At 69.6% G+C, this 21,055-nt stretch carries 19 protein-coding genes; 12 read left to right on the forward strand and 7 right to left on the reverse strand.

Going from position 1 to position 21,055, the window contains the following annotated elements; genetic code table 11:
• Positions 1–83 precede the first annotated feature (83 nt).
• Positions 84–614 carry a hypothetical protein gene (locus tag IGS68_RS27645; RefSeq protein WP_201076231.1) on the forward strand — a complete coding sequence of 177 codons (531 nt, stop codon included), beginning with the start codon at positions 84–86 and terminating at the stop codon, positions 612–614.
• A gap of 262 nt (positions 615–876) precedes the next feature.
• On the opposite strand, the gene IGS68_RS27650 is transcribed toward IGS68_RS27645, so the two are convergent.
• Positions 877–1,134 carry a hypothetical protein gene (locus tag IGS68_RS27650; protein ID WP_201076233.1) on the reverse strand — a complete coding sequence of 86 codons (258 nt, stop codon included), beginning with the start codon at positions 1,132–1,134 and terminating at the stop codon, positions 877–879.
• Positions 1,135–1,377: 243 nt separating this feature from the next.
• Here IGS68_RS27650 and IGS68_RS27655 point away from each other — a divergent pair, with 243 nt between their 5' ends.
• The 11 genes from IGS68_RS27655 (at position 1,378) to IGS68_RS27705 (ending at position 16,154) form a co-directional block, all read left to right on the forward strand.
• The gene (locus IGS68_RS27655) at positions 1,378–3,651 is read left to right on the forward strand and encodes an NADP-dependent malic enzyme (RefSeq protein ID WP_201076235.1); all 2,274 of its coding nucleotides are present in this window, start codon (positions 1,378–1,380) and stop codon (positions 3,649–3,651) included.
• Positions 3,652–3,802: 151 nt separating this feature from the next.
• Positions 3,803–5,263, forward strand: a complete 1,461-nt coding sequence (locus IGS68_RS27660; RefSeq protein WP_201076243.1) for an ATP-binding protein — start codon at positions 3,803–3,805, stop codon at positions 5,261–5,263.
• 159 nt (positions 5,264–5,422) lie between these two features.
• Positions 5,423–6,460, forward strand: coding sequence for a PstS family phosphate ABC transporter substrate-binding protein (locus IGS68_RS27665; protein ID WP_201076245.1), 1,038 nt, complete (start codon positions 5,423–5,425; stop codon positions 6,458–6,460).
• An 87-nt stretch (positions 6,461–6,547) separates the two neighbouring features.
• Positions 6,548–7,930, forward strand: coding sequence for a phosphate ABC transporter permease subunit PstC (pstC, locus tag IGS68_RS27670; RefSeq protein ID WP_201076247.1), 1,383 nt, complete (start codon positions 6,548–6,550; stop codon positions 7,928–7,930).
• Positions 7,923–9,233: a phosphate ABC transporter permease PstA gene (pstA, locus tag IGS68_RS27675; protein ID WP_201076249.1), complete on the forward strand. Its 1,311-nt coding sequence runs from the start codon at positions 7,923–7,925 to the stop codon at positions 9,231–9,233. The genes pstC and pstA overlap by 8 nt, the downstream gene beginning before the upstream one ends.
• A gap of 90 nt (positions 9,234–9,323) precedes the next feature.
• Positions 9,324–10,070 (forward strand): phosphate ABC transporter ATP-binding protein PstB, encoded by a 747-nt coding sequence (gene pstB / locus IGS68_RS27680; RefSeq protein WP_247881432.1) that lies wholly within the window; start codon positions 9,324–9,326, stop codon positions 10,068–10,070.
• 67 nt (positions 10,071–10,137) lie between these two features.
• Positions 10,138–10,863, forward strand: a complete 726-nt coding sequence (gene phoU, locus IGS68_RS27685) for a phosphate signaling complex protein PhoU (protein WP_201076252.1) — start codon at positions 10,138–10,140, stop codon at positions 10,861–10,863.
• Positions 10,864–10,882: 19 nt separating this feature from the next.
• Positions 10,883–11,593 (forward strand): phosphate regulon transcriptional regulator PhoB, encoded by a 711-nt coding sequence (phoB, locus tag IGS68_RS27690; RefSeq protein WP_201076255.1) that lies wholly within the window; start codon positions 10,883–10,885, stop codon positions 11,591–11,593.
• A 62-nt stretch (positions 11,594–11,655) separates the two neighbouring features.
• A complete protein-coding gene (locus tag IGS68_RS27695) occupies positions 11,656–12,156 on the forward strand; it encodes a GNAT family N-acetyltransferase (protein WP_412766130.1) in 501 nt (166 codons plus the stop codon).
• A gap of 195 nt (positions 12,157–12,351) precedes the next feature.
• Positions 12,352–13,536: an ABC transporter substrate-binding protein gene (locus IGS68_RS27700; protein WP_201076257.1), complete on the forward strand. Its 1,185-nt coding sequence runs from the start codon at positions 12,352–12,354 to the stop codon at positions 13,534–13,536.
• Positions 13,537–13,541: 5 nt separating this feature from the next.
• On the forward strand, positions 13,542–16,154 hold the full coding sequence (locus IGS68_RS27705) for a methyl-accepting chemotaxis protein (RefSeq protein WP_201076259.1): 2,613 nt from the start codon (positions 13,542–13,544) through the stop codon (positions 16,152–16,154).
• Between the two features lie 12 nt (positions 16,155–16,166).
• Here the strand turns inward: IGS68_RS27705 and IGS68_RS27710 are convergent, their stop codons facing one another.
• The 6 genes from IGS68_RS27710 to coaBC all read right to left on the reverse strand — a co-directional run bounded on the left by IGS68_RS27710 (position 16,167) and on the right by coaBC (position 21,010).
• Positions 16,167–16,586: a DsrE family protein gene (locus tag IGS68_RS27710; protein ID WP_247881103.1), complete on the reverse strand. Its 420-nt coding sequence runs from the start codon at positions 16,584–16,586 to the stop codon at positions 16,167–16,169.
• Positions 16,583–17,398: a HesA/MoeB/ThiF family protein gene (locus tag IGS68_RS27715; RefSeq protein ID WP_201076261.1), complete on the reverse strand. Its 816-nt coding sequence runs from the start codon at positions 17,396–17,398 to the stop codon at positions 16,583–16,585. The genes IGS68_RS27710 and IGS68_RS27715 overlap by 4 nt, the downstream gene beginning before the upstream one ends.
• Positions 17,399–17,653: 255 nt before the next feature.
• Entirely contained in the window at positions 17,654–18,625 is a 972-nt protein-coding gene (gene cysK / locus IGS68_RS27720) for a cysteine synthase A (protein ID WP_201076263.1), read from the reverse strand.
• A 73-nt stretch (positions 18,626–18,698) separates the two neighbouring features.
• Positions 18,699–19,154: an RrF2 family transcriptional regulator gene (locus IGS68_RS27725; protein ID WP_158047904.1), complete on the reverse strand. Its 456-nt coding sequence runs from the start codon at positions 19,152–19,154 to the stop codon at positions 18,699–18,701.
• Positions 19,154–19,663 (reverse strand): dUTP diphosphatase, encoded by a 510-nt coding sequence (dut, locus tag IGS68_RS27730; protein ID WP_201076265.1) that lies wholly within the window; start codon positions 19,661–19,663, stop codon positions 19,154–19,156. Before dut ends, IGS68_RS27725 begins: the two co-directional genes overlap by 1 nt.
• Before the next feature lie 81 nt (positions 19,664–19,744).
• Positions 19,745–21,010, reverse strand: coding sequence for a bifunctional phosphopantothenoylcysteine decarboxylase/phosphopantothenate--cysteine ligase CoaBC (gene coaBC, locus IGS68_RS27735; RefSeq protein WP_201076269.1), 1,266 nt, complete (start codon positions 21,008–21,010; stop codon positions 19,745–19,747).
• Positions 21,011–21,055: the final 45 nt, after the last annotated feature.

Genomic DNA, 21,055 nt, shown 5'->3' on the forward strand with positions numbered 1-21,055 from the left:
ATGGCCTAGGCACGCGGCTGCGCCGGGGCTAGACTGGGCTCCAGGACTATGAAATAGGCACGCACACGGGGGTATGCACCATCATGGCCAGGAACAACGCCGGTACCAGACGGGTGCGCGAGATGGTGGCCCTGTTCGAGAACCGGCCCGATTTCGACCGGGCCGTGGTGGCCCTGATGCGGGCCGGCTTCGACCGCACCGACCTCAGCGTCCTGTCCAGCCACGAGTCGATCGACGTCGCGGGCCGGCCGGCCATGCCGCGGGACGAGGCGCTGACCGCGCTCCTGGGCGACCTCAACTATGCCTTCCCGCTGACCACCGCCGGGCTGATCGCGATCGTCGGCGGTCCGATCGCCGGCCCGATCGCGGCGCTGGTGGCGGCCGGGGTCGGCGGTGCCGCGGTCAAGGAGTACCTGGACGAGGTGACCGCCCATCCGGAGACCGAGGACTTCGCCCGCGCGCTGGAAGCCGGCGGCGTGATCCTGTGGGTCTGCGTCGACGACGACCCGGCGCGGGAGCAGCGGGCGCGCGACGCCCTGACCGCGTCGGGCGGGCGCAACGTCCATGTGGCGGAGCGGGACAAGACGGCCGCCGCGGGCGCCGGCGACAGCTGACCGGCATCGCCCGATCGCTCCGGCCGCCGCTCTTTATCGGAGGGTTCCTCACCGCTTCCGCGTCCCTTTCCCGCCCGCGCCGTTTCTTCTTCATCCTTCGCCACCGGCGACTGGCAGGCCCCGATGATCGCGGGCGGCGTCCTGGCCAGCATCCTCGGTCTCTACGCCCTGATGCGGCCCCGGCACGTGGAGGAGGAGGACGACATGGCTGCGGCGGCGCAGGCGGAGCCGGCGGAATGAACACGGCCCGTTCCGCCCGCCCTCACTCCTCCCGGTAACCCTTGTCGCGCATGCATTTGGAGAAGATCTCCCGGCGATAGGAGAATTGCGGGGTTTCCGGGCTGGGACGGCGCGGGTAGCCCCGCAGCTGCATCTTGACGTCGACCTGCTCGGCGCATTCGCTCTCGGCGACGGACTGGGCGCTCCGGGTGGGCTCCCACCGCGTCGCATTGTCGCTGCCCGAGCAGCCGCCGAGGATCAGCAGGGCCGCCGCGGCATGGGAAAACGGATTCCGGATCATTGTCTCTCCTTGCCGCGGCCTGTCCCGAAGATGCTTAACCAACTAACGGTTAATCGTCGGCCGGGGCAGTCCAGTCATGCGATTACAACCGTCTTGCGGAGCAATTTCACTATGATACCGTTCACCACAAGATAACAGGCCTACTTCCCCCTGCCTTTCGTCATGGGCGGCAGGGGGAGATCCGGCCGCCACCACGATCGCCCGCGGCCCCACGCCGGCAGCGGGCCGTCCATGAGGAAACGTATGTCCGACCAAGACAAGCGCGTGACCGAGGAGGAAGCCCTCCTGCTTCACTCCGGCGGTCGCCCCGGCAAGCTCGAGATCGCCCCGACCAAGCCGCTGACCACCCAGCGCGACCTGTCGCTCGCATATTCCCCCGGCGTCGCCGTGCCGTGCCTGCGCATCCAGGAAGACCCTTCGACCGCCTACGACTACACGGCCAAGGGCAACATCGTCGCGGTGATCTCCAACGGCACTGCGGTGCTGGGGCTGGGCGACCTGGGCGCGCTGGCCTCCAAGCCGGTGATGGAGGGCAAGGCCGTCCTGTTCAAGCGCTTCGCCGACGTCGACGGCATCGACCTGGAGGTGGACACCTCCGACGTGGACGAGTTCGTCAACTGCGTGCGCTTCCTGGGGCCGTCGTTCGGCGGCATCAACCTGGAGGACATCAAGGCGCCGGACTGCTTCATCATCGAGCAGCGGCTGCGCGATCTGCTGGACATCCCGGTCTTCCACGACGACCAGCACGGCACCGCGATCATCGCCGCCGCCGGCCTGATCAACGCGCTGCACCTGACCGGCCGCCGCATCGAAGACATCAAGATGGTGATCAACGGCGCCGGCGCCGCCGCGATCGCCTGCGTCGAGCTGTTCAAGTCCATGGGCCTGCCCCATGACAGCGCGATCCTGTGCGACACCAAGGGCGTGATCTACCAGGGCCGCACCAACAGCATGAACCAGTGGAAGTCGGCGCACGCGGTCAGGACCGAGGCGCGAACCCTGGCCGAGGCGCTGGAGGGCGCCGACGTGTTCCTGGGGCTGTCCGCCAAGGGCGCCGTCACCCAGGACATGGTCAGGTCCATGGCCGCCAAGCCGCTGATCTTCGCGCTGGCCAACCCCGACCCGGAGATCACGCCGGAAGAGGTGCGCGCGGTGCGGTCCGACGCGATCATCGCGACCGGCCGCTCGGACTATCCCAACCAGATCAACAACGTCCTGGGCTTCCCCTACATCTTCCGCGGGGCGCTCGACGTGCGCGCCTCCACCATCAACGACGCGATGAAGATCGCCGCCGCCCGCGCCATCGCGGCCCTCGCGCGCGAGGACGTGCCGGACGAGGTGGACGCGGCCTATTCCGGCCGCCGGCTGCGCTACGGGCCGGAATACATCATCCCGGTGCCGTTCGATCCGCGCCTGATCGTGACGATCCCGCCGGCCGTGGCCCAGGCCGCGATGGAGAGCGGCGTCGCCCGCAAGCCGATCATCGACATGACCGGCTACCGCAACGGGCTGCGCACCCGGCTCGACCCGACCGCCGACAGCCTCCAGCTCATCTTCGAGAAGGTCAAGGCCAACCCCCGGCGCGTCGTCTTCGCCGAGGGCGAGGAGGAGCGGGCGATCCGCGCCGCCCTGGCCTACCGCGCCGCCGGCTACGGCACGCCGATCCTGATCGGCCGCGAGGAGGTGATCCGCGACCAGCTGGTGGCGCTGGGCCTGTCGGCGGAGCAGACCGGGCTGGAGATCCACAACGCCCGCCTGTCCGACGCCAACCGGCGCTACACCGACTATCTCTACCGCCGGCTCCAGCGCCGGGGCACGCTGCACCGCGACTGCCAGCGCATGGTCAACCAGGACCGCAACGTCTTCGCGGCGCTGATGGTGGCCCAGGGCGACGCCGACGCGATGGTGACCGGCCTGACCCGAAGCTTCGCCACCTGCTACAAGGACATCACCCTGGTGATCGACCCCCGGGCCGGCCAGCGCGTGTTCGGCGTGTCGGTGGTGGTGACCCGGAAGCGCACCGTCTTCATCGCCGACACCACGGTGAACGAGCTGCCGACCACCGAGGAACTGGCGGAGATCGCGGTCCAGACAGCGGCCAAGGCGCGCCAGATGGGCCACGAGCCCCGAGTCGCGTTCCTGTCCTTCTCCAATTTCGGCCAGTACATGCGCGGGCGTGCCGAGCATGTGCGGGACGCGGTGGCGCTGCTCGACCAGCGGCGGATCGACTTCGAGTACGATGGCGAGATGTCGGCCGACGTGGCGCTCGACCACGACCTGATGAAGCGGCTCTACCCGTTCTGCCGCCTGTCGGGTCCCGCCAACGTGCTGGTCATGCCGGCGCTGCACGCGGCCAACATCGGCGCCAAGCTGCTGCAGAAGATGGGCGGCGGCCAGCTGGTCGGCCCGCTGCTGATCGGCCTGGACAAGCCGGCGCAGGTCGTCCAGATGGGCGCGTCCGTGTCGGACATCGTCAACGCGGCGGCGCTGGCGGCGCACGACTCGCTGCAGTGGTGAGCGGCCACCGGGACCCCTCCCGTGCGGGAGGGGTCCTTATCTTGCCCGGAAATTAATCTTTTGTGACGCATGTCATCCCGGGCACGAAACGGTGTAATGTGTGGTCTAGTAACGACCGTTAATTACTTGCGTCCCGTCCGCCCGTGCCACCATGCCATCACCGGTAGTTCCGACGACGATACCGCTCCTCCTCGGCGGACCCCTGGTGCTGGCGTTCGGCGTCGTCCTGCTGGGGCTCGCCGCCGTCGGCGCCGTGACCTGGGGCGCCGCCGCGGTGGGGTTGCTGTCGGCGGTCGCGGCGGCGGCGCTGGCGACCCGCGTCTACCGGCGCGACGCCGCCGACGTCGCGACGTATCTCCAGTCGCTCGGCGACGCCGCGGGCACCGTGCCGGTTCCCGAGAAGCTCTCGCCGACCGCCCGCCTGCTCGCGGCGTCGGCCTCCAGGACCCACGGCGAGTGGCTGGAGCGCGGCGACCGGCTGCGCGCCGGGCTTGAAGCCAACGAGCAGATCCTCGAGGCGCTCCACGATCCGCTGATCCTGATCGCGTCGGATCGCCGGGTGACGCTGGCCAACATGGCGGCGCGCGGCCTGTTCGGCGACCGCATGGCCGACCGCGACCTGGCGGCGACGCTCCGCAACCCGCACTTGCTGGGCGCGGTGGACGCCGTGCTGGCCGGGGGCGCGTCCCGCATGGTCGAGTTCAGCCTGCCGGTCCCGGTGGAGCGGGTGTTCGAGGCCCGCGTCAAGCCGTTCCGCCGCGACGGGACCACCATCATCATCCTGACCCTGCACGACATCACCGCGATCAAGCGGTCCGAGCAGATGCGCGCCGACTTCGTCGCCAACGCCAGCCACGAGCTGCGCACGCCGCTGGCCACCCTGCTTGGCTTCATCGAGACCCTGCGCGGCCCGGCGCGCGACGACGCGGAGGCGCGCGACCGCTTCCTCGGCATCATGCAGGATCAGTCCGGCCGCATGTCGCGGCTGGTCAACGACCTGCTGTCGCTGTCCAGGATCGAGCTGGACGAGCACACGGCGCCCACCGGCCGGGCCGACCTGGGGCGCATCGCCCGCGGCGCCGTCGCCGCGCTGGAGCTGAAGGCTGCCGCGCGGCGCATCCGGCTGCGCCTGGACGTGCCGGACCGGCTGCCCCCGGTCACCGGCGACGAGGACCAGCTCGCCCAGGTCCTGCAGAACCTGATCGACAACGCGGTCAAGTATACCCGCGACGACACCGAGGTGCGGATCGCCCTGGCGCTGGTCGAGCCCGGCGGGGGCGGGCCGGCGAGCGCCGTGGTGCCGCTCCCGGCCGGCGGCCGGCGGGCGGCGCCCATGGTCTCGGCCTCCGTGTCCGACTGCGGCGAGGGCATCGCCCGCATGCACCTGCCGCGCCTGACCGAACGGTTCTACCGGGTGGACCCCGCGCGCAGCCGGCAGCTCGGCGGCACCGGCCTGGGCCTCGCGATCGTCAAGCACATCGTCAACCGCCACCGCGGCCGGCTCACGATCGAGAGCGACGTGGGCAGGGGAAGCACCTTCACCGTGTTCCTCCCGGTGGCGGCCGAGGAACGGGTCGCCGATACCCGCCGCGCAGGCGGCTCCGCGGCATAGTCGCCCGCCGGTCGCGGGTGTCATCAAACTGTCATCCAGCCGTAGTAATTGTATCGCCGATCGCCATTAAGGTCCGCGCCGAAGCCGCAGGTACTCAGGTGCCGCGGAAAAACAGGGCTTTTGGTCCGTATTTTGGCGAATTGGCTGGAGGATTAGATCGTGATCAACAAGAAGCTCGCCGTGGCGGCGCTGGCCGCCTTCGCTTCGACCGTCGCGCTGACGGGCGGCGCCCAGGCCCAGGGGCGTGACCAGATCCGCATCGTCGGTTCGTCCACGGTGTTCCCCTTCACCAGCGCGGTCGCCGAGACCTTCGGCCGGACCGGCAAGTTCAAGACCCCGGTCGTCGAGTCCACCGGCACCGGCGGCGGCATCAAGCAGTTCTGCGCCGGCGTGGGCGTCCAGCATCCGGACCTGACCAACGCGTCGCGCCGCATCAAGAAGTCCGAACTGGAGAGCTGCGCCGCCAACGGCGTGACCACCGTCAGCGAGCTCGAGGTGGGCTTCGACGGCATCGTCTTCGCCAACTCCAAGGCCTCGCCGAATACCGACTACACCATCAAGCAGATCTGGCAGGCGCTCGCCAAGCAGGTCGTCGTGAACGGCCAGGTCGTCCCGAACCCCTACAAGACCTGGAACCAGATCGACCCCTCCCTGCCGAACAAGGAGATCGAGGTGCTCGGCCCGCCCCCCACCTCCGGCACCCGCGACGCCTTCGTCGAGCTGGTGATGGACGTCGGCTGCGCCCAGTTCCCGGAGGTCAAGGCCCTGCCGGCCGACCAGCAGAAGGCGGTCTGCAACCAGATCCGTGAGGACGGCGCCTATGTCGAGGCCGGCGAGAACGACAACCTGATCGTCCAGAAGCTGGCCGCCAACAAGGACGCGTACGGCATCTTCGGCTACAGCTTCCTCGACCAGAACATGGACAAGCTGCAGGGCGCCAAGATCAACGGCGTGGCACCCGAGCTGGACAACATCGCGGACGCCAAGTACCCGGTCGCGCGCTCCATGTACGTGTATGTCAAGAGCCAGCACGTGGACGTCATCCCCGGCATCCGCGAGTTCCTGGCCGAGTACACCAGCGAGAAGGCGTTCGGCGAGGACGGCTACCTGGAAGCCAAGGGCCTGATCCCGCTGCCCAAGGACAAGCGCGAGAAGGTCCGGACCAGCATCCTGAACCTGACCCCGGTCACGATGTAAGCGTCGGGCCCCGCCCGCCGGCTCGCTCCAGCGCCGGCGGGCGGGCGCCTCCGGAAGACACTCGCCCTCAAATCCCGACGGGTCCCGATGTCAGTATCATTCTTCCTAGCGGTTCTCGCCGTGCTGGCGTTCGTGGGATTCCAGCTCGGCAGGTCCCGGGCGGTCGTCACCGCCGGCGGCACGCTCTCCAGGCTGCACTCCGTGCCGTCCTATTACGGCCTCTACGTGGCCCTGTGGGTCGGCCTTCCGGCCCTGATCCTTTTCGCCCTCTGGACCAGCCTGGAAGGCTCGATCGTGGACGGCATGGTCCGTTCCAGCCTGCCCGCGGCCCTGGCCTCCCTGTCGCCCCAGGAAATCAACCTGGTCATGGTCGACATCCACAACCTGGCCTACGGCAACATCACCAGCCGGGTTCCCGACCCCGCCCTGCTGACCGCGGCGGAATACTACAAGCATCTCCGCGGGATCGGCCACGGCGCCCTCGCGGTCGTCATGCTCGCCCTCGCCTGCGCCGGCCTCTACTACGCCCGGCAGCGGATCGAGCCGGGCCTGCGCGCCCGCAACCAGGTCGAGAAGGTGGTCAACGTCTTCCTGATCCTGTGCTCGCTGGTGGCGATCCTGACCACGGTCGGCATCGTCCTGTCGTTGCTGTTCGAGGCGATCCGCTTCTTCACCAAGGTGTCCCCGGCCGAGTTCCTGTTCGGCCTGCACTGGAGCCCGCAGACCGCGATCCGCGCCGACCAGGTGGCGGCAGACGGGTCGTTCGGCGCCGTGCCGCTGTTCACCGGCACCCTGCTGATCGCGTCGATCGCCATGGTGGTCGCCGTGCCGCTGGGCCTGATGAGCGCCATCTACATGTCGGAATACGCACCCCCCAAGGTGCGCGGAACGGTCAAGCCGGTCCTGGAGATCCTGGCCGGCATCCCGACGGTGGTCTACGGCTTCTTCGCCGCCCTGACCATGGCGCCCTTCGTGCGCGACGTCGGGCAGGGGCTGGGCCTCGCCGTCAGCTCGGAGTCGGCGCTCGCCGCCGGCGTCGTCATGGGCGTCATGATCATCCCCTTCGTCAGCTCCCTGTCGGACGACATCATCAACGCGGTGCCCCAGTCGCTGCGCGACGGCTCCTACGGCCTGGGCGCCACCAAGTCGGAGACCATCCGGCAGGTGGTGCTGCCGGCGGCGCTGCCCGGCATCGTCGGCGGCATCCTGCTGGCGGTCAGCCGCGCCATCGGCGAGACCATGATCGTCGTGATGGCCGCCGGCCTCGCCGCAAACCTGTCGGCCAACCCGCTGGACGCGGTCAGCACGGTCACCGTCCAGATCGCCACCCTGCTGGTCGGCGACCAGGAGTTCGACAGCGCCAAGACCCTCTCGGCCTTCGGCCTCGGCCTCGTGCTGTTCACCGTCACCCTCGGGCTGAACATCATCGCCCTCCGGGTGGTGCAGAAGTATCGGGAAAAATATGACTGACATCATCAGCACCCCGCGGGCGGGCGCGCCGTACCAGACCGACGACTTCGCCGCCCGGCTGAAGAAGCGCTACGCCGCAGAGCGGCGCTTCAAGATGTACGGCATGGCGGCGATCGGCGTGGCCCTGGCCATGCTGGCGATCCTGCTCGCCAGCATCGTGGCCCAGGGATACACCGCCTTCGCCCAGCACGACCTGGCGCTGGAGGTCCATTTCGATCCGGCCGAGATCGATCCCCAGGGAACGCGCGACCCCGACGCCCTGTCCAACGCCAACTACGGAGCCCTGGCGCGCAACGCGCTCCTGGCCGTCTTCCCGGAGGTCGAGTCCAGGAACGACCGGCGCCGGCTGACCGCCATGATCAGCAACGGCGCCGCGTTCGAGCTTCGCCGGATGGTCATGGACGACCCGTCGCTGATCGGAACCCGCAAGTCCGTGCGCTTCGCCCTGGCGAGCGACTACGACCAGCTGCTCAAGGGCAACATCGACCGCACCGTGCCGGAGGCGGACCGCAAGGTCACCGACCAGCAGATCGCCTGGATCGACAGGCTGGTCTCCAACGGCAGCATCGTCAACGGCTTCAACTGGCGCCTCTTCCTCAACGGCGACAGCCGGGACCCTGAACTGGCGGGCCTGAAGGCCGGCATCATCGGATCGTTCCTGACCCTCCTGGTGACGCTCGGCCTGGCGATCCCGATCGGCATCTCGGCCGCGGTCTACCTGGAGGAGTTCGCGCCCAAGAACAAGCTGACCGACCTGATCGAGGTCAACATCAACAACCTGGCGGCCGTCCCGTCGATCGTGTTCGGCCTGCTCGGCCTGGCGGTGTTCCTCAACGCCCTCGACATGCCCAGGTCGGCCCCGGTGGTCGGCGGCATCGTGCTGGCCCTGATGACGCTGCCGACCATCATCATCTCGGGCCGCGCCGCGCTGAAGGCGGTCCCCCCCTCGATCCGGGAGGCGGCGCTCGGCGTCGGCGCCTCGCCGCTCCAGGTGGTGACCCACCACGTGCTTCCCCTCGCGATGCCGGGCATGCTCACCGGCATCATCATCGGCATGGCGCAGGCCCTGGGCGAGACGGCGCCGCTGCTGATGATCGGCATGATCGCCTTCATCGTGGACACCCCCTCGGGCTTCGGCGACGCCGCGACGGTGCTGCCGGTGCAGATCTTCATGTGGGCCGACAGCCCGGAACGCGGCTTCGTGGAGCGTACCTCCGCCGCGATCATGGTCCTCCTGGCCTTCCTGATCGCGATGAACGCGATCGCCGTCGTCCTGCGCAAGCAATTTGAAAGGCGTTGGTAAATGACCGCCCAAACCCAGATCGGAACCAGCGCCGTCGCCGGCGCGGACGCCCGCTCCGCCGCCGGCATCCTGGCCGGCGCGGCGAACAAGATGGATGCCAAGCAGGTCAAGGTGTACTACGGCGCCAAGCAGGCGCTGAAGGGCATCGACCTGGCGATCCCGGAACGGCAGGTCACCGCGCTGATCGGCCCGTCGGGCTGCGGCAAGTCCACGTTCCTGCGCTGCCTCAACCGCATGAACGACACGATCGGCATCGCCCGGATCGAGGGGCTGATCACGCTGGACGGCCAGGACATCTACGACCGCGAGATCGACCCGGTCCAGCTCCGCGCCCGGGTCGGCATGGTGTTCCAGAAGCCCAACCCGTTCCCCAAGTCGATCTACGACAACGTCTCCTACGGTCCGCGCATCCACGGCCTCGCCAGCCGGCGGGAGGAGATGGACGAGATCGTCGCCAGGAGCCTGCAGCGCGCCGGATTGTGGAACGAGGTGAAGGACCGCCTGAAGGAGCCGGGCACGGGCCTGTCCGGCGGACAGCAGCAGCGCCTCTGCATCGCCCGCGCCATCGCGGTCAGCCCCGAGGTGATCCTGATGGACGAGCCGTGCTCCGCGCTCGACCCGATCGCGACCGCCCACGTGGAGGAGCTGATCGACGAGCTGCGGGAGAACTACACCATCGTGATCGTCACCCACAACATGCAGCAGGCGGCCCGCGTGTCCCAGCGCACCGCCTTCTTCCACCTGGGCGACATGGTCGAGGTGGGGGACACCGAGGAGATCTTCACCAATCCGCGCGACGAGCGGACCCAGGGCTACATCACCGGCCGCTACGGCTGAGCCGGTTGCGCCGGCTTGATCGGCGAAGCGGCATTCGGGATAATCGGGCAATTCAGGGAAGCGACGCATGAGCAACGAGCACATCGTCAAGTCGTTCGCGCAGGAACTGCAGCGGCTGGCGAATCTGATCACGCAGATGGGCGGCGTCGCCGAGGCCCAGGTGGAGGCGGCCGTGCAGGCCGTCGTCCGCCGCGACACGACCATCGCGGCCCAGGTGATGCAGTCCGACCTCCGGGTCGACGGCTACGAGCGGGACGTGGATGCGGAGACGCTGCGCCTGCTGGCGCTGCGCCAGCCCATGGCGTCGGACCTGCGCGAGATCGTGTCGGCGCTCAAGATCGCCGCCGACCTGGAGCGGATCGGCGACTACGCCGCCAACATCGCCAAGCGGTCGATCGCCCTGGCCCAGGTGCCGCCGGTCCGCCCGGCCGCGGCGATCCCCCGGATGGGCCGGCTGGTCCAGGAGATCATGAAGGACGTGCTCGACGCCTTCATCGAGCGCGACGTGGAGAAGGCGGTGGCGGCCCGCCGCCGCGACGAGGAGCTGGACGACCTCTATACCAGCCTGTTCCGCGAAGTCCTGACCTACATGATGGAAGACCCGCGCAACATCACCCCCTGCACGCACCTGCTGTTCATCGCCAAGAACCTGGAACGGATCGGCGACCACGCCACCAACATCGCAGAGACGATCCATTTCCTGGTGATCGGCCATCCGCTGACGACGGAACGTCCCAAGGGCGACGAAAGCAGCTATGCTGTCGTCACCCCCGAGCCGGAAACGCAGGGCTAGCATTGGAACAAGGCATCCCATGAATTCGGCGCTGAAACCCCTCGTCCTCATCGTCGAGGACGAGGCGGACCTCGTAACGCTCCTCAAGTACAATCTGGAGAAGGAAAGCTTCCGCACCCTCTCCGCGGGCGACGGCGAGGAGGCCCTGCTGCTCGCCGCCGAGCAGACGCCCAACATCGTCCTGCTGGACTGGATGCTGCCGCTGATGTCCGGCCTCGAGGTATGCCGCCAGATGCGGCGCAACCCCAAGACCCGCGACATCCCGATCATCATGCTGACCGCCCGCGGAGAGGAGGCGGACAAGGTCCGCGGCCTCAATTCCGGGGCCGACGACTATATCGCCAAGCCCTTTTCGCCGACCGAGCTGGTCGCCCGGATGCGCGCCGTGCTCCGCCGCGCCAGCCCCGGCCTGGCGGAGGAGCTGCTGCGGTTCAACGACGTGGTGATGGACCTCGCGGCCCACCGGGTCCGCCGCCAGGGCCGCGACATCCACCTGGGACCGACCGAGTTCCGCCTGCTGCGCCATTTCATGCAGCATCCCGGCCGGGTCTTCTCGCGCGAGCAGCTGCTCGACCTGGTCTGGGGCCACGACGTCTATGTGGAGCCGCGCACCGTCGACGTGCATATCCGCCGGCTGCGCAAGGCGCTGAACGAGGAGAACGACAACGACCTGATCCGCACGGTCCGTTCGGCGGGCTATGCGCTCGACGTGAAGGGCGGCGGCGCCTGATCCGGGTCCTGGAGACACCGCGCCTCGTCCTTCGCCCGCTGGAGCTTTCCGACGCCGGCGCGGTGCAGGACCTCTTCCCCCGGTGGGAGATCGTGCGGTTTCTCGCCGACCATGTCCCGTGGCCCTATCCGGCCGATGGCGCCCTGTCCTATATCCGGGACGCGGCGCTTCCCGCCATGGAGCGGGGAACGGAATGGCACTGGTCGATCAGGCCCCGGGCGGGGCCGGACCGGCTGGTCGGCGTCATCGGCCTGATGGACAAGCCCGACGACAACCGCGGCCTCTGGCTCGACCCCGCCTGGCAGGGGCGTGGCCTGATGACGGAGGCGAGCGCCGCCGTCATGCATTTCTGGTTCGAAACCCTCGGCCGGTCCGTGTTGCGGGTCCAGAAGGCCGAGGCGAACCTCGGCTCCCGCCGTCTGTCGGAGCGCGACGGCATGCGGCTGGTCGGAATCCATGACAGGGATTTCGTTTCCGGCCGCTTTCCCGCCGGGATCTGGGAAATCACCCGGGAAGAGTGGCGCGGCCGGCGATCCCCAGCCGGCGATGCCCCTGGCCGGTGAGGAACCCTGCGCGGGCGCGCCGCCGATCCGCGCCCTGTTTCCCACCCGGCTATATACGCCTTACGGATAGCCCTGCCTATCTTATAAACAAATCGGTCTAACCTAAATCTCGGAATTACGTAAAATCCGGGATTGTGCGTTCATTGCGGTGCGAGGTAACCCTATCGGTTGGAAACTAAGGACCCGGAGGCCGACTTGACCGCAGTTCGCGCGATGAAGCTCTTGAGTGCGTTCGCCCTGACGCTGGCGCTGTATCCCGTCGGGGCCGATGCCGCCGATCCCGGGGTCTTCCCCGACCGGATCGTGCTCGGCCAGGCGGCGCCGTTCGACGGCCCGGCCAAGGCGCTGGGCACCGGGATGCGCGAGGGGCTGCTGGCCGCCTTCGCCGAGGCGAACGCCGCCGGCGGCGTCAAGGGCCGGCGGATCGAGCTGGTCACCGCCGACGACGGCTACGAGCCGGAGCGCAGCGTCGCGGCGACCCGCCGGCTGATCGAGGGGGACGGAGTCTTCGCCCTGGTCGGACCCGTCGGCACGCCGACCTCCAAGGCGGCCCAACCGCTGGCCGAGGCCGCCGGCGTTCCCTTCGTCGGACCCTTCACCGGGGCGTCGTTCCTGCGCGACCCGAAGCTCTCCACCGTCGTCAATGTCCGGGCCTCCTACGACGAGGAGGCGGAAGCCTGGGTCAGGCACCTGACCGAGGACCTGGGGGCCGCCAGGATCGCGATCTTCTACCAGGACGACAGCTTCGGCCAGGCCGGGCTGGCCGGCGTCGAGAAGGCCATGGCGAAGCGCGGCATGGAACTGGCGGCGCGCGGCACCTACGCCCGCAACACCACGGCGGTCAAGTCGGCCCTGCTCGACATCCGCAAGGCGGCGCCCGACGCGGTCGTCATGGTCGGCGCCTACGCTCCCAGCGCCGAGTTCATCCGGCTGGCGCGCAAGCTCAAGATGGAGACGACCTTCGTCAACATCTCCTTCGTCGGCTCGGACGCGCTGGCGCGCGAGCTGGGTGCCGAGGGGGCCGGCGTCGTGGTCAGCCAGGTGGTTCCGGTGCCGACCGACTCGGACATCCCGATGGTGGCGTCCTACCGCGCCGCCCTCGCCGCCGCGGCTCCCGACGCCAAGCCCGGCTTCGTCTCGCTGGAGGGCTACGCCGTCGGCCGCCTGATGGTCGAGGCGCTGAAGGCGATCGAGGGCGAACCGACCCGCGCCGCCCTGCTCGACGCCATCCGGGACAAGGGCGCGTTCGACCTGGGCGGACTGCCGCTGGCCTACGGGCCGGGCGACAACCAGGGTTCGGACAAGGTGTTCATGACCGTCATCCAGCCCGACGGCAGCTTCAAGGCCGTCGACAAGCTCACCCCTCCCGCGAAGAGCTGAGAACCATGGCCATTTCTTCGCTGTCCCGGGATCCCGCGGGCCGGACGGGGAGCGCCGGAGCCGGGATCCGGAGCGTCGGTACCCGCCTCTACGCCGCCTTCGCCGCCACCGCCGGGCTGACCCTCGCCGCGGGCCTGGTCGCCAACCTGTCGTTCGGCCGGATCGAGGACAGCCTGACCTCGATCACCGACCGGGGCGTGCTGGCCCTGAAGGCTTCGGGGGATCTGGAGGCCGGATCGCTCCGGCTGACCGGCATGGCGTCCGAACTTCGGTCGGCGCACGATGCCCAGGCCCGGAACCGGGCCGTCGCCGCGATCGAGGAGGAGTTCCGCGAGCTTCGCTCGGCCCTCGACGCCATCGAGTCGCTGGGCGGCATCCCGGTGGCCGGGTTCCAGGCGAGCGCCCGGGACATGCGGGCCGAACTGCTGGCGATCGCGGGCAGCATGGAGGAGGTCGAGCGGCTGCGGGCCGCCCGCGAGTCGGTCCTGGACCGGGTGGCCGAATCCCAAGCCGCCCTGCTCGACCGGTCCGCCCGGACGGTGGACGAGGCGACCCGCTCGCTGGAGAAGGGGACCGCCCAGGTGGTGAGCGACAACGGCGGCGCGGTCGACGACCTTCTGAACGGCGAGATCAATTCCGTCCGGGCGTCGCTGGAGATGCTGTCTGACATCAACCTGGCCGGCGCCATCCTGATCGAGGCGGCGAACCTCGACGACCATCGCCTGATCATCACCCTGTCCGAACGCTTCCAGGGCGTGTCCCGACACCTTGCCGCGGCCCTGAAGCAGCTGCCCGAAGGACCGGAATCCGAGGAGGCCGGCGTCCTCGTCGAGGCTCTGATCGACTATGGCCGCGGCCGCGACGACCTCTTCGCCCTCAGGAAGGCGGAGCTGGGGGCCGCCGGCCTCGCCGAGGACGAGCGCGTCATCCTGCGCGACCGCCGCCTCGGGGTGCTGCGCGACATGGCGCGGCTGCGGGACGAGCTGGTGACGATCCTGTCCAAGCTGGCCGACGACGCGGCGTTCAAGCTGGTGATCGGCAGTTCCGAGATGATCGAGCTTGGCGGCCGCAAGATCTCCGGCCTGGTCGCCAACGAGGTCGGCACCCTGAAGGCGGCGCTGGAGCTCCGGGGCGAGGCGAACCTGATCGCCGGCCTGATCGCGTCCGCGGCCAACGAAGGCCGGGCCGACGGGCTGGACCGGCAGCGCGCCGCCTTCGAGGCCGTGGCGGCCCGTGTCGCCGGCCTGCTGGCACGGGCTCCCGCCGAGCTGAGGGACCTGACCGGTGGTCTGGTCGGGCTCGGCTCGGGCGGCGGCGGGGTGTTCGAGCTCCGGGCAGCCGAGATCGCGGCCCTGACCCGGGCGGCGGCCCTGGACGACGCGGCCCGAGCCCGGGCCGCGTCGCTCCGCGCCGACGTCGACAGGATCTCCGGCGCCGCGAAGGATATGATGGACGTCGCCGTCGCGGACGCCCGCCGGTCCATCTCCGCCTCGACCGCCGTGATGGTGGCGCTGGCGTTGGCCGGGATCTTGGCCGTCCTGCTGATCGGCATCCTGGTGGTGCGCGGCGGCATCGTGCTCCGCCTGCGCCGGCTCACCGACGCCATGTCCAGGATCAGCGGCGGAGACCTGGCAGCTCCGGTGCCTGCCGGCGGCAGCGACGAGATCGCCAGCATGGCCAGTGCCCTCGCCGTGTTCCGCGACAACGCCCTGGCCCTGGAGGAGGAGCGCCGCCAGGCCGAGGCCCGGCGGGACCAGGCCGCGTCGGACCGGCGGGCGGCCATGCTCGACATGGCGGCCCGCCTGGAAAGCCGGGTCGGCGAAGTGGTGCGCGCGGTCACCGGTTCGTCCGACATGCTCCAGCGCGAGGCCGAGGAGATGGCGGCCCGCACCGAGCAGACCCGCGCGGAGGCCATGGCCGTTGCCGCGGCGAGCGAGCAGGCGTCGCTCAACGTCGCCCAGGTCGCCGGCGCCACCGAGCAGCTGGCCGCCTCGACCGGCGAGATCGCCCGACAGGTCCAGAGCTCGACGAGCATCGCCGGGCAGGGGGTCGCGGCGGCGGAGCGGACCGACCAGACCGTCCGCAGCATGGCCGAGGCGGCCCACCGGATCGGCGAGGTGGTGGAGGTGATCGGCGGCATCGCGGCCCAGACCAACCTGCTGGCCCTGAACGCCACGATCGAGGCGGCACGGGCGGGCGAGGCGGGCCGGGGCTTCGCCATCGTCGCGACCGAGGTGAAGTCCCTGGCCAACCAGACCGCCCGGGCGACCGAGGAGATCTCCCAGCAGATCAGCCAGATGCAGAGCGTCGCGGGCTCCACCGTCACCGCGATCGGCGACATCACCGACGTGATCCGCCGGATGAGCGACATGTCCTCCGGCATCGCGTCGGCGGTCGAGGAGCAGGACGCGACCACCCGCACGATCAGCGGCAACCTGCAGCAGGCGGGGCTGTCCGCCTCCAGCGTCAACGCCAACCTGACCGCGGTCAGCGCCGCGATCGAGAGCGGCGGCCGGACCGCCGGCAACGTGCTGGAGACCGCCCGCGGCCTGGGCCTCCAGGCCCGCCGGCTCGAGACGGAAGTGGAGCGCTTCCTGGCGGAGGTCAGGACCGCCTGACGGGGACGGGCGTCAGACGAACAGCATGTTGCCGTCGCCGGGCGCCCCGTTCAGCAGCGTGACGACGCCGCCGGTCACGACCGGCACGTCGTCGCGCAGGGCGGACGCCTCCAGCCCGATCGCCTTCAGCGCCATCTCGCAGACCATCACCGTCACGCCCAGGGCGACGCAGGCCTCCAGCAGTTCCTCGAACTCGGCGAGGCCGCTGCGGCCGAAATGGGCGTTCCGGGCTTCCGGGGAGGAGCCGTCGTCGGCCGGGTCCAGCTCGCGCCAGCCGCCGCCGGCCTTCAGCGCCAGGACGGCCCTGCCGGTGAAGAACAGCGTCGCCTTGCGGTTGGTCGCCGCCGCGGCGCTCGCCATCACCAGCGCGTAGTGGACCCGGTCGAACCCGCCGGAGAACACCACCAGCGACAGGGTGGAAGCGCCGCTCACGGCCCGGCCCCCTCGTGTCCGGGCTCGTGTCCGGACAGGTCGGTGATGGTCGGATGGTGTCCGCACAGCGGGCAGTGCGGATCGGGCGGGACCCGGACCTTGTGGAAGCCGGTGTGAAGCGCGTCGTACATCAGCAGCTGCCCCGACAGGCTGTCGCCGATGCCGAGCAGCTCCTTCAGGACCTCGATCGCCTGGATCGAGCCGACGGCGCCGGCCAGAGCCCCCAGCACGCCGCCCTCGGCGCAGCTCGGCACCAGCCCGCGCGGCGGCGGTTCGCGGAAGATGCAGCGGTAGCAGGGGTTGGGACCGCCCAGATAGGACTTGAAGGTGGAGATCTGCCCGTCGAACCGCAGCATCGCCGCCGACACCAGCGTGCGGCCGCCGAGATGGCAGGCGTCCGCCAGCAGGTACCGGGCGGCGAAATTGTCGGTGCCGTCGGCAACCACGTCGTAGTCGGCGATCAGCCCCATGGCATTGGCCGCGGTCAGCCGCTCCCGGTGTATTTCGAGCCGGACGTCGGGATTGATCGCCTTCAGCCGCGCCCGGGCGCTCTCCACCTTGGGCGTCCCGATTGCGGCGGTATCGTGGATGATCTGGCGCTGCAGGTTGGACAGGTCGACCACGTCGGGGTCGATCACCCCCAGGACGCCGACTCCCGCCGCCGCGAGATAGAGCAGGAGCGGCGATCCCAGCCCGCCGGCTCCCACCACCAGTACCCGCGACTTCAGCAGCACTTCCTGTCCGATGCCGCCGACCTCCGGCAGGATGATGTGGCGGGCGTAGCGTTCGACCTGCGCGTCGGTGAAATCCATAAGGTGCTGACCTGGTGTTTGCCTGTTTCCGCCCGCCGATATGGCCGGACTACTTCCCGTCAGTTTGCGCGTGGATGCACGGGTCAAGCCCGCGCATGACGAAAAAGAAGCCAGCCGGACCCGCCCGTCACCGGGCCCAAATGCCAAGGCCTCCCAAGCACGGGAGGCAGGCGAAGGCTCCCTTTTCCGTCATGGCCGGACTTGATCCGGCCATCCACGCGCGAACTTCCTCCTGGAAGAAACCCGACTTCCGCCTTACTCCAGCCCCTCGAACAGGGCGGTCGACAGGTAGCGCTCGGCGAACGACGGGATGATCACGACGATCAGCTTGCCCTCGTTCTCCGGCCGCTGGCCGACCTCGATCGCCGCCGCCAGGGCGGCGCCCGACGAGATGCCGACCGCCAGGCCCTCGACCCGGGCCGCCTTGCGGGCGGTCTCGAAGGCGCGCTGGTTGGAGATGCGCAGCACCTCGTCGATCAGGTCCTTCTTCAGGATATCGGGCACGAAGCCGGCGCCGATGCCCTGGATCTTGTGCGGGCCAGGCAGGCCGCCCGACAGGACCGGGCTGTCCTCCGGCTCGACCGCGATGATCTTGAAGTCCGGCTTGCGCTGCTTGATCACCTCGCCGACGCCGGTCAGCGTGCCGCCGGTGCCGACGCCGCTGATCAGGATGTCGGCCTTGCCGGCGGTATCGCGCCAGATCTCCTCGGCCGTGGTGGCGCGGTGGATCGCCGGGTTGGCCGAGTTCTTGAACTGCTGGGTGATGAAGGCGTTGGGCGTCGACTCGACCAGTTCCTCGGCCTTGCGGATGGCGCCCTTCATGCCTTCGGACGCGGGCGTCAGCTCCAGTTCGGCGCCCAGCAGCTTCAGCATCTTGCGGCGCTCGACCGACATGCTTTCCGGCATGGTCAGGATCAGCCGGTAGCCCTTGGCGGCGGCGACGAAGGCCAGCGCGATGCCGGTGTTGCCCGAGGTCGGCTCGACCAGGGTGGTCTTGCCCGGCTCGATCTTGCCCTCGGCCTCGGCCGCCTCGATCATCGCCAGCCCGATGCGGTCCTTGACGCTGGACAGCGGGTTGAAGAACTCGAGCTTGCCGACGATGTCGGCCTTGACCCCGTACTCGGACGCGAGCCGCCGGACGCGGACCAGCGGCGTCGCCCCGATCGTATCCAGGATGCTGTTGTAGATCCTGCCCCGGAATTCAGGTCCGTGTTCTGGAGCCGCCATGGTATTCCACCCTTCGCAACTGTTAAATCTTGGAAATCACAGATAATCCAATCTAATACCTCGGCCCCGGATTTTAAATGCTGAAATCGATCTTGGCGTGGGTTTCGCTCTCGATGCCGGCCTGGTTGGCGCGCAGGCACAGGTCCTCGATCGTGATGTCGTCGAGCTGGGTCATGCAGTCGTCCTGGAGTTGCAGCCAGATCGGCCGGACGACCTTCAGGCCGAGGATCGACCCGGTCGGCTCCTCGACCGGATCGGTCGCGGTCTCCATGGCGCGGACCACCCGGACGATCTCGCCGATGCTGATCCGCCGTCGCTCCCGGGCCAGCCGGTAGCCGCCGCGCGGACCGCGCACCCCCGCCAGCACCCCGGCGCGGACCAGCTGCTGGAGCACCTGTTCCAGATAGCGCTTCGGGATTCCCTGGCGGCGCGTGATCTCGCCGCTCTGCACCGGCTCGCTGCCGGCATTGTAGGCGATGTCGAGGACCGCCTCGATCGCGAACATCAGCTTCTTCGAGATGCGCAGCATCAGTCTCGTCCTTTTCCGTCCGCGCCGGCCCCGTCCGTCCCGGTCGACCCGAAACCGCCGGCGCCGCGGGCGCTCTCTTCCAGTGTCTCGGCCAGGCTCCAGGCCACCCTTGCGTAGGGGGCGATCACCAATTGGGCGATACGCATGCCGCGCTCCACGGTGAAGGGCCGCTCCCCGTGATTGACCAGGATGACGCCGACCTCGCCGCGATAATCCGCGTCGATCGTGCCGGGGCTGTTCAGCACGGTGATGCCGTGGCGCAGCGCCAGGCCCGACCGCGGGCGGACCTGCGCCTCGTAGCCGGCGGGCAGCGCCAGCGCGAACCCGGTCGGGATCAGCGCCCGGGCGCCCGGCTCCAGCACCACGGGATCGGAGACGGCGGCCGACAGGTCCATGCCGGCGGAATGCTCCGTCGCATAGGACGGCAGGTCCAGGCCGGCACCGTTGGGAAGGCGTGTCACGGCCACCGCCAGGGCGGCCGATGCATCGGGTTTGGCGTCAGGGATCATGCGCTGTAGATAGCGCAGATATCACACAATGTAACAGGTAAATCGCCCCCCGCGGCGAAAAAATCCGCCGCCCCGCGGCGCCTACTCCGCCCCCGTGCCCACCAGATGGTCCGCGATGGCGGCGGCGAGTCGCTGGGCGACCTCCTCCTTGGACAGCGGGGGCCAGTCCTCCAGGGTATCCCCGCGCAGCAGGTGGACCGTGTTGCTGGTCCCGCCGAAGGTTCCGCTGGACGGCGAGACGTCGTTGGCGACGATCCAGTCGCAGCCCTTGCGCGCCAGCTTGGCCCGCGCGTGCGCGACCACCTTCTCGGTCTCGGCGGCGAACCCGACGACCAGACCCGGCCGCATCCGGCCCGGGCGGGACAGGGTGGCCAGGATGTCCGGATTCTCGGCCAGTTCCAGCGCCGGCAACTGGCCGCCCTCCTTCTTCAGCTTCTGGCTCGACATGGCCCGCACCCTCCAGTCCGCGACCGCCGCGGCGCAGACCGCCACGTCGACCGGCAGGGCGTCCTGGCAGGCGGCCAGCATGTCGCGGGCGCTCTCCACATGGACCATGGCGACGCCGTCGGGGTCGGGCTCCCGCGTCGGCCCGCTGACCAGGGTGACCGAGGCGCCCAGCCGCGCCAATGCTCCGGCGATGGCGTGCCCCTGCTTGCCCGAGGAGCGGTTGGCGATGTAGCGGACGGGGTCGATCGGCTCATGGGTCGGCCCGCTGGTCACCAGCGCCCGCCAGCCCCTCAGCGGCCCCGGCGCCTCCGCCTTCGGGATCGCGGCCCTGCCGAAGAAGGCGGCGATGGCCGCCAGGATCTCCATCGGCTCGCTCATCCGGCCGCTGCCGGTCTCGCCGCAGGCCATGTCGCCGACGCCCGGTCCGATCCGCAGGATGCCGCGCGACTCCAGGGTCGCCAGGTTGGCCTGGGTCGCCGGATGCGACCACATCATGATGTTCATGGCCGGGGCCACCATCACCGGCTTGTCCGTCGCCAGCAGGGCGGTGGTCGCCAGGTCGTCGGTGATTCCGGCCGCCATCTTGGCCAGGATGTTGGCGCTGGCCGGCGCCACCACGACCAGGTCGGCCTCCCGCGACAGCCGGATGTGCCCCATCTCCGCCTCGTCGGTCAGCGACCACAGGTCCATGTAGACCTTCTCCTCCGACAGGGCCGCCACCGACAGCGGCGTCACGAACTTCGCCCCGCCCTCGGTCAGCACGCACCGCACCCGCGCCCCGCGCTCCTTCAGCCGCCGGATCAGGTCCAGGCACTTGTACGCCGCGATCCCGCCCGAGATGATCAGCAGGATGCGCTTGCCGTCGAGGATGCGGTGTTCGGGGAAAGGTGTATCGGCCATCGGTGCGGTCCTGGAGGTCTGTCCCTGGGGACGGGAGCGGGTCAT

This window comes from Skermanella sp. TT6 (assembly GCF_016653635.2).
Classification (GTDB): Bacteria; Pseudomonadota; Alphaproteobacteria; order Azospirillales; family Azospirillaceae; genus Skermanella; species Skermanella cutis.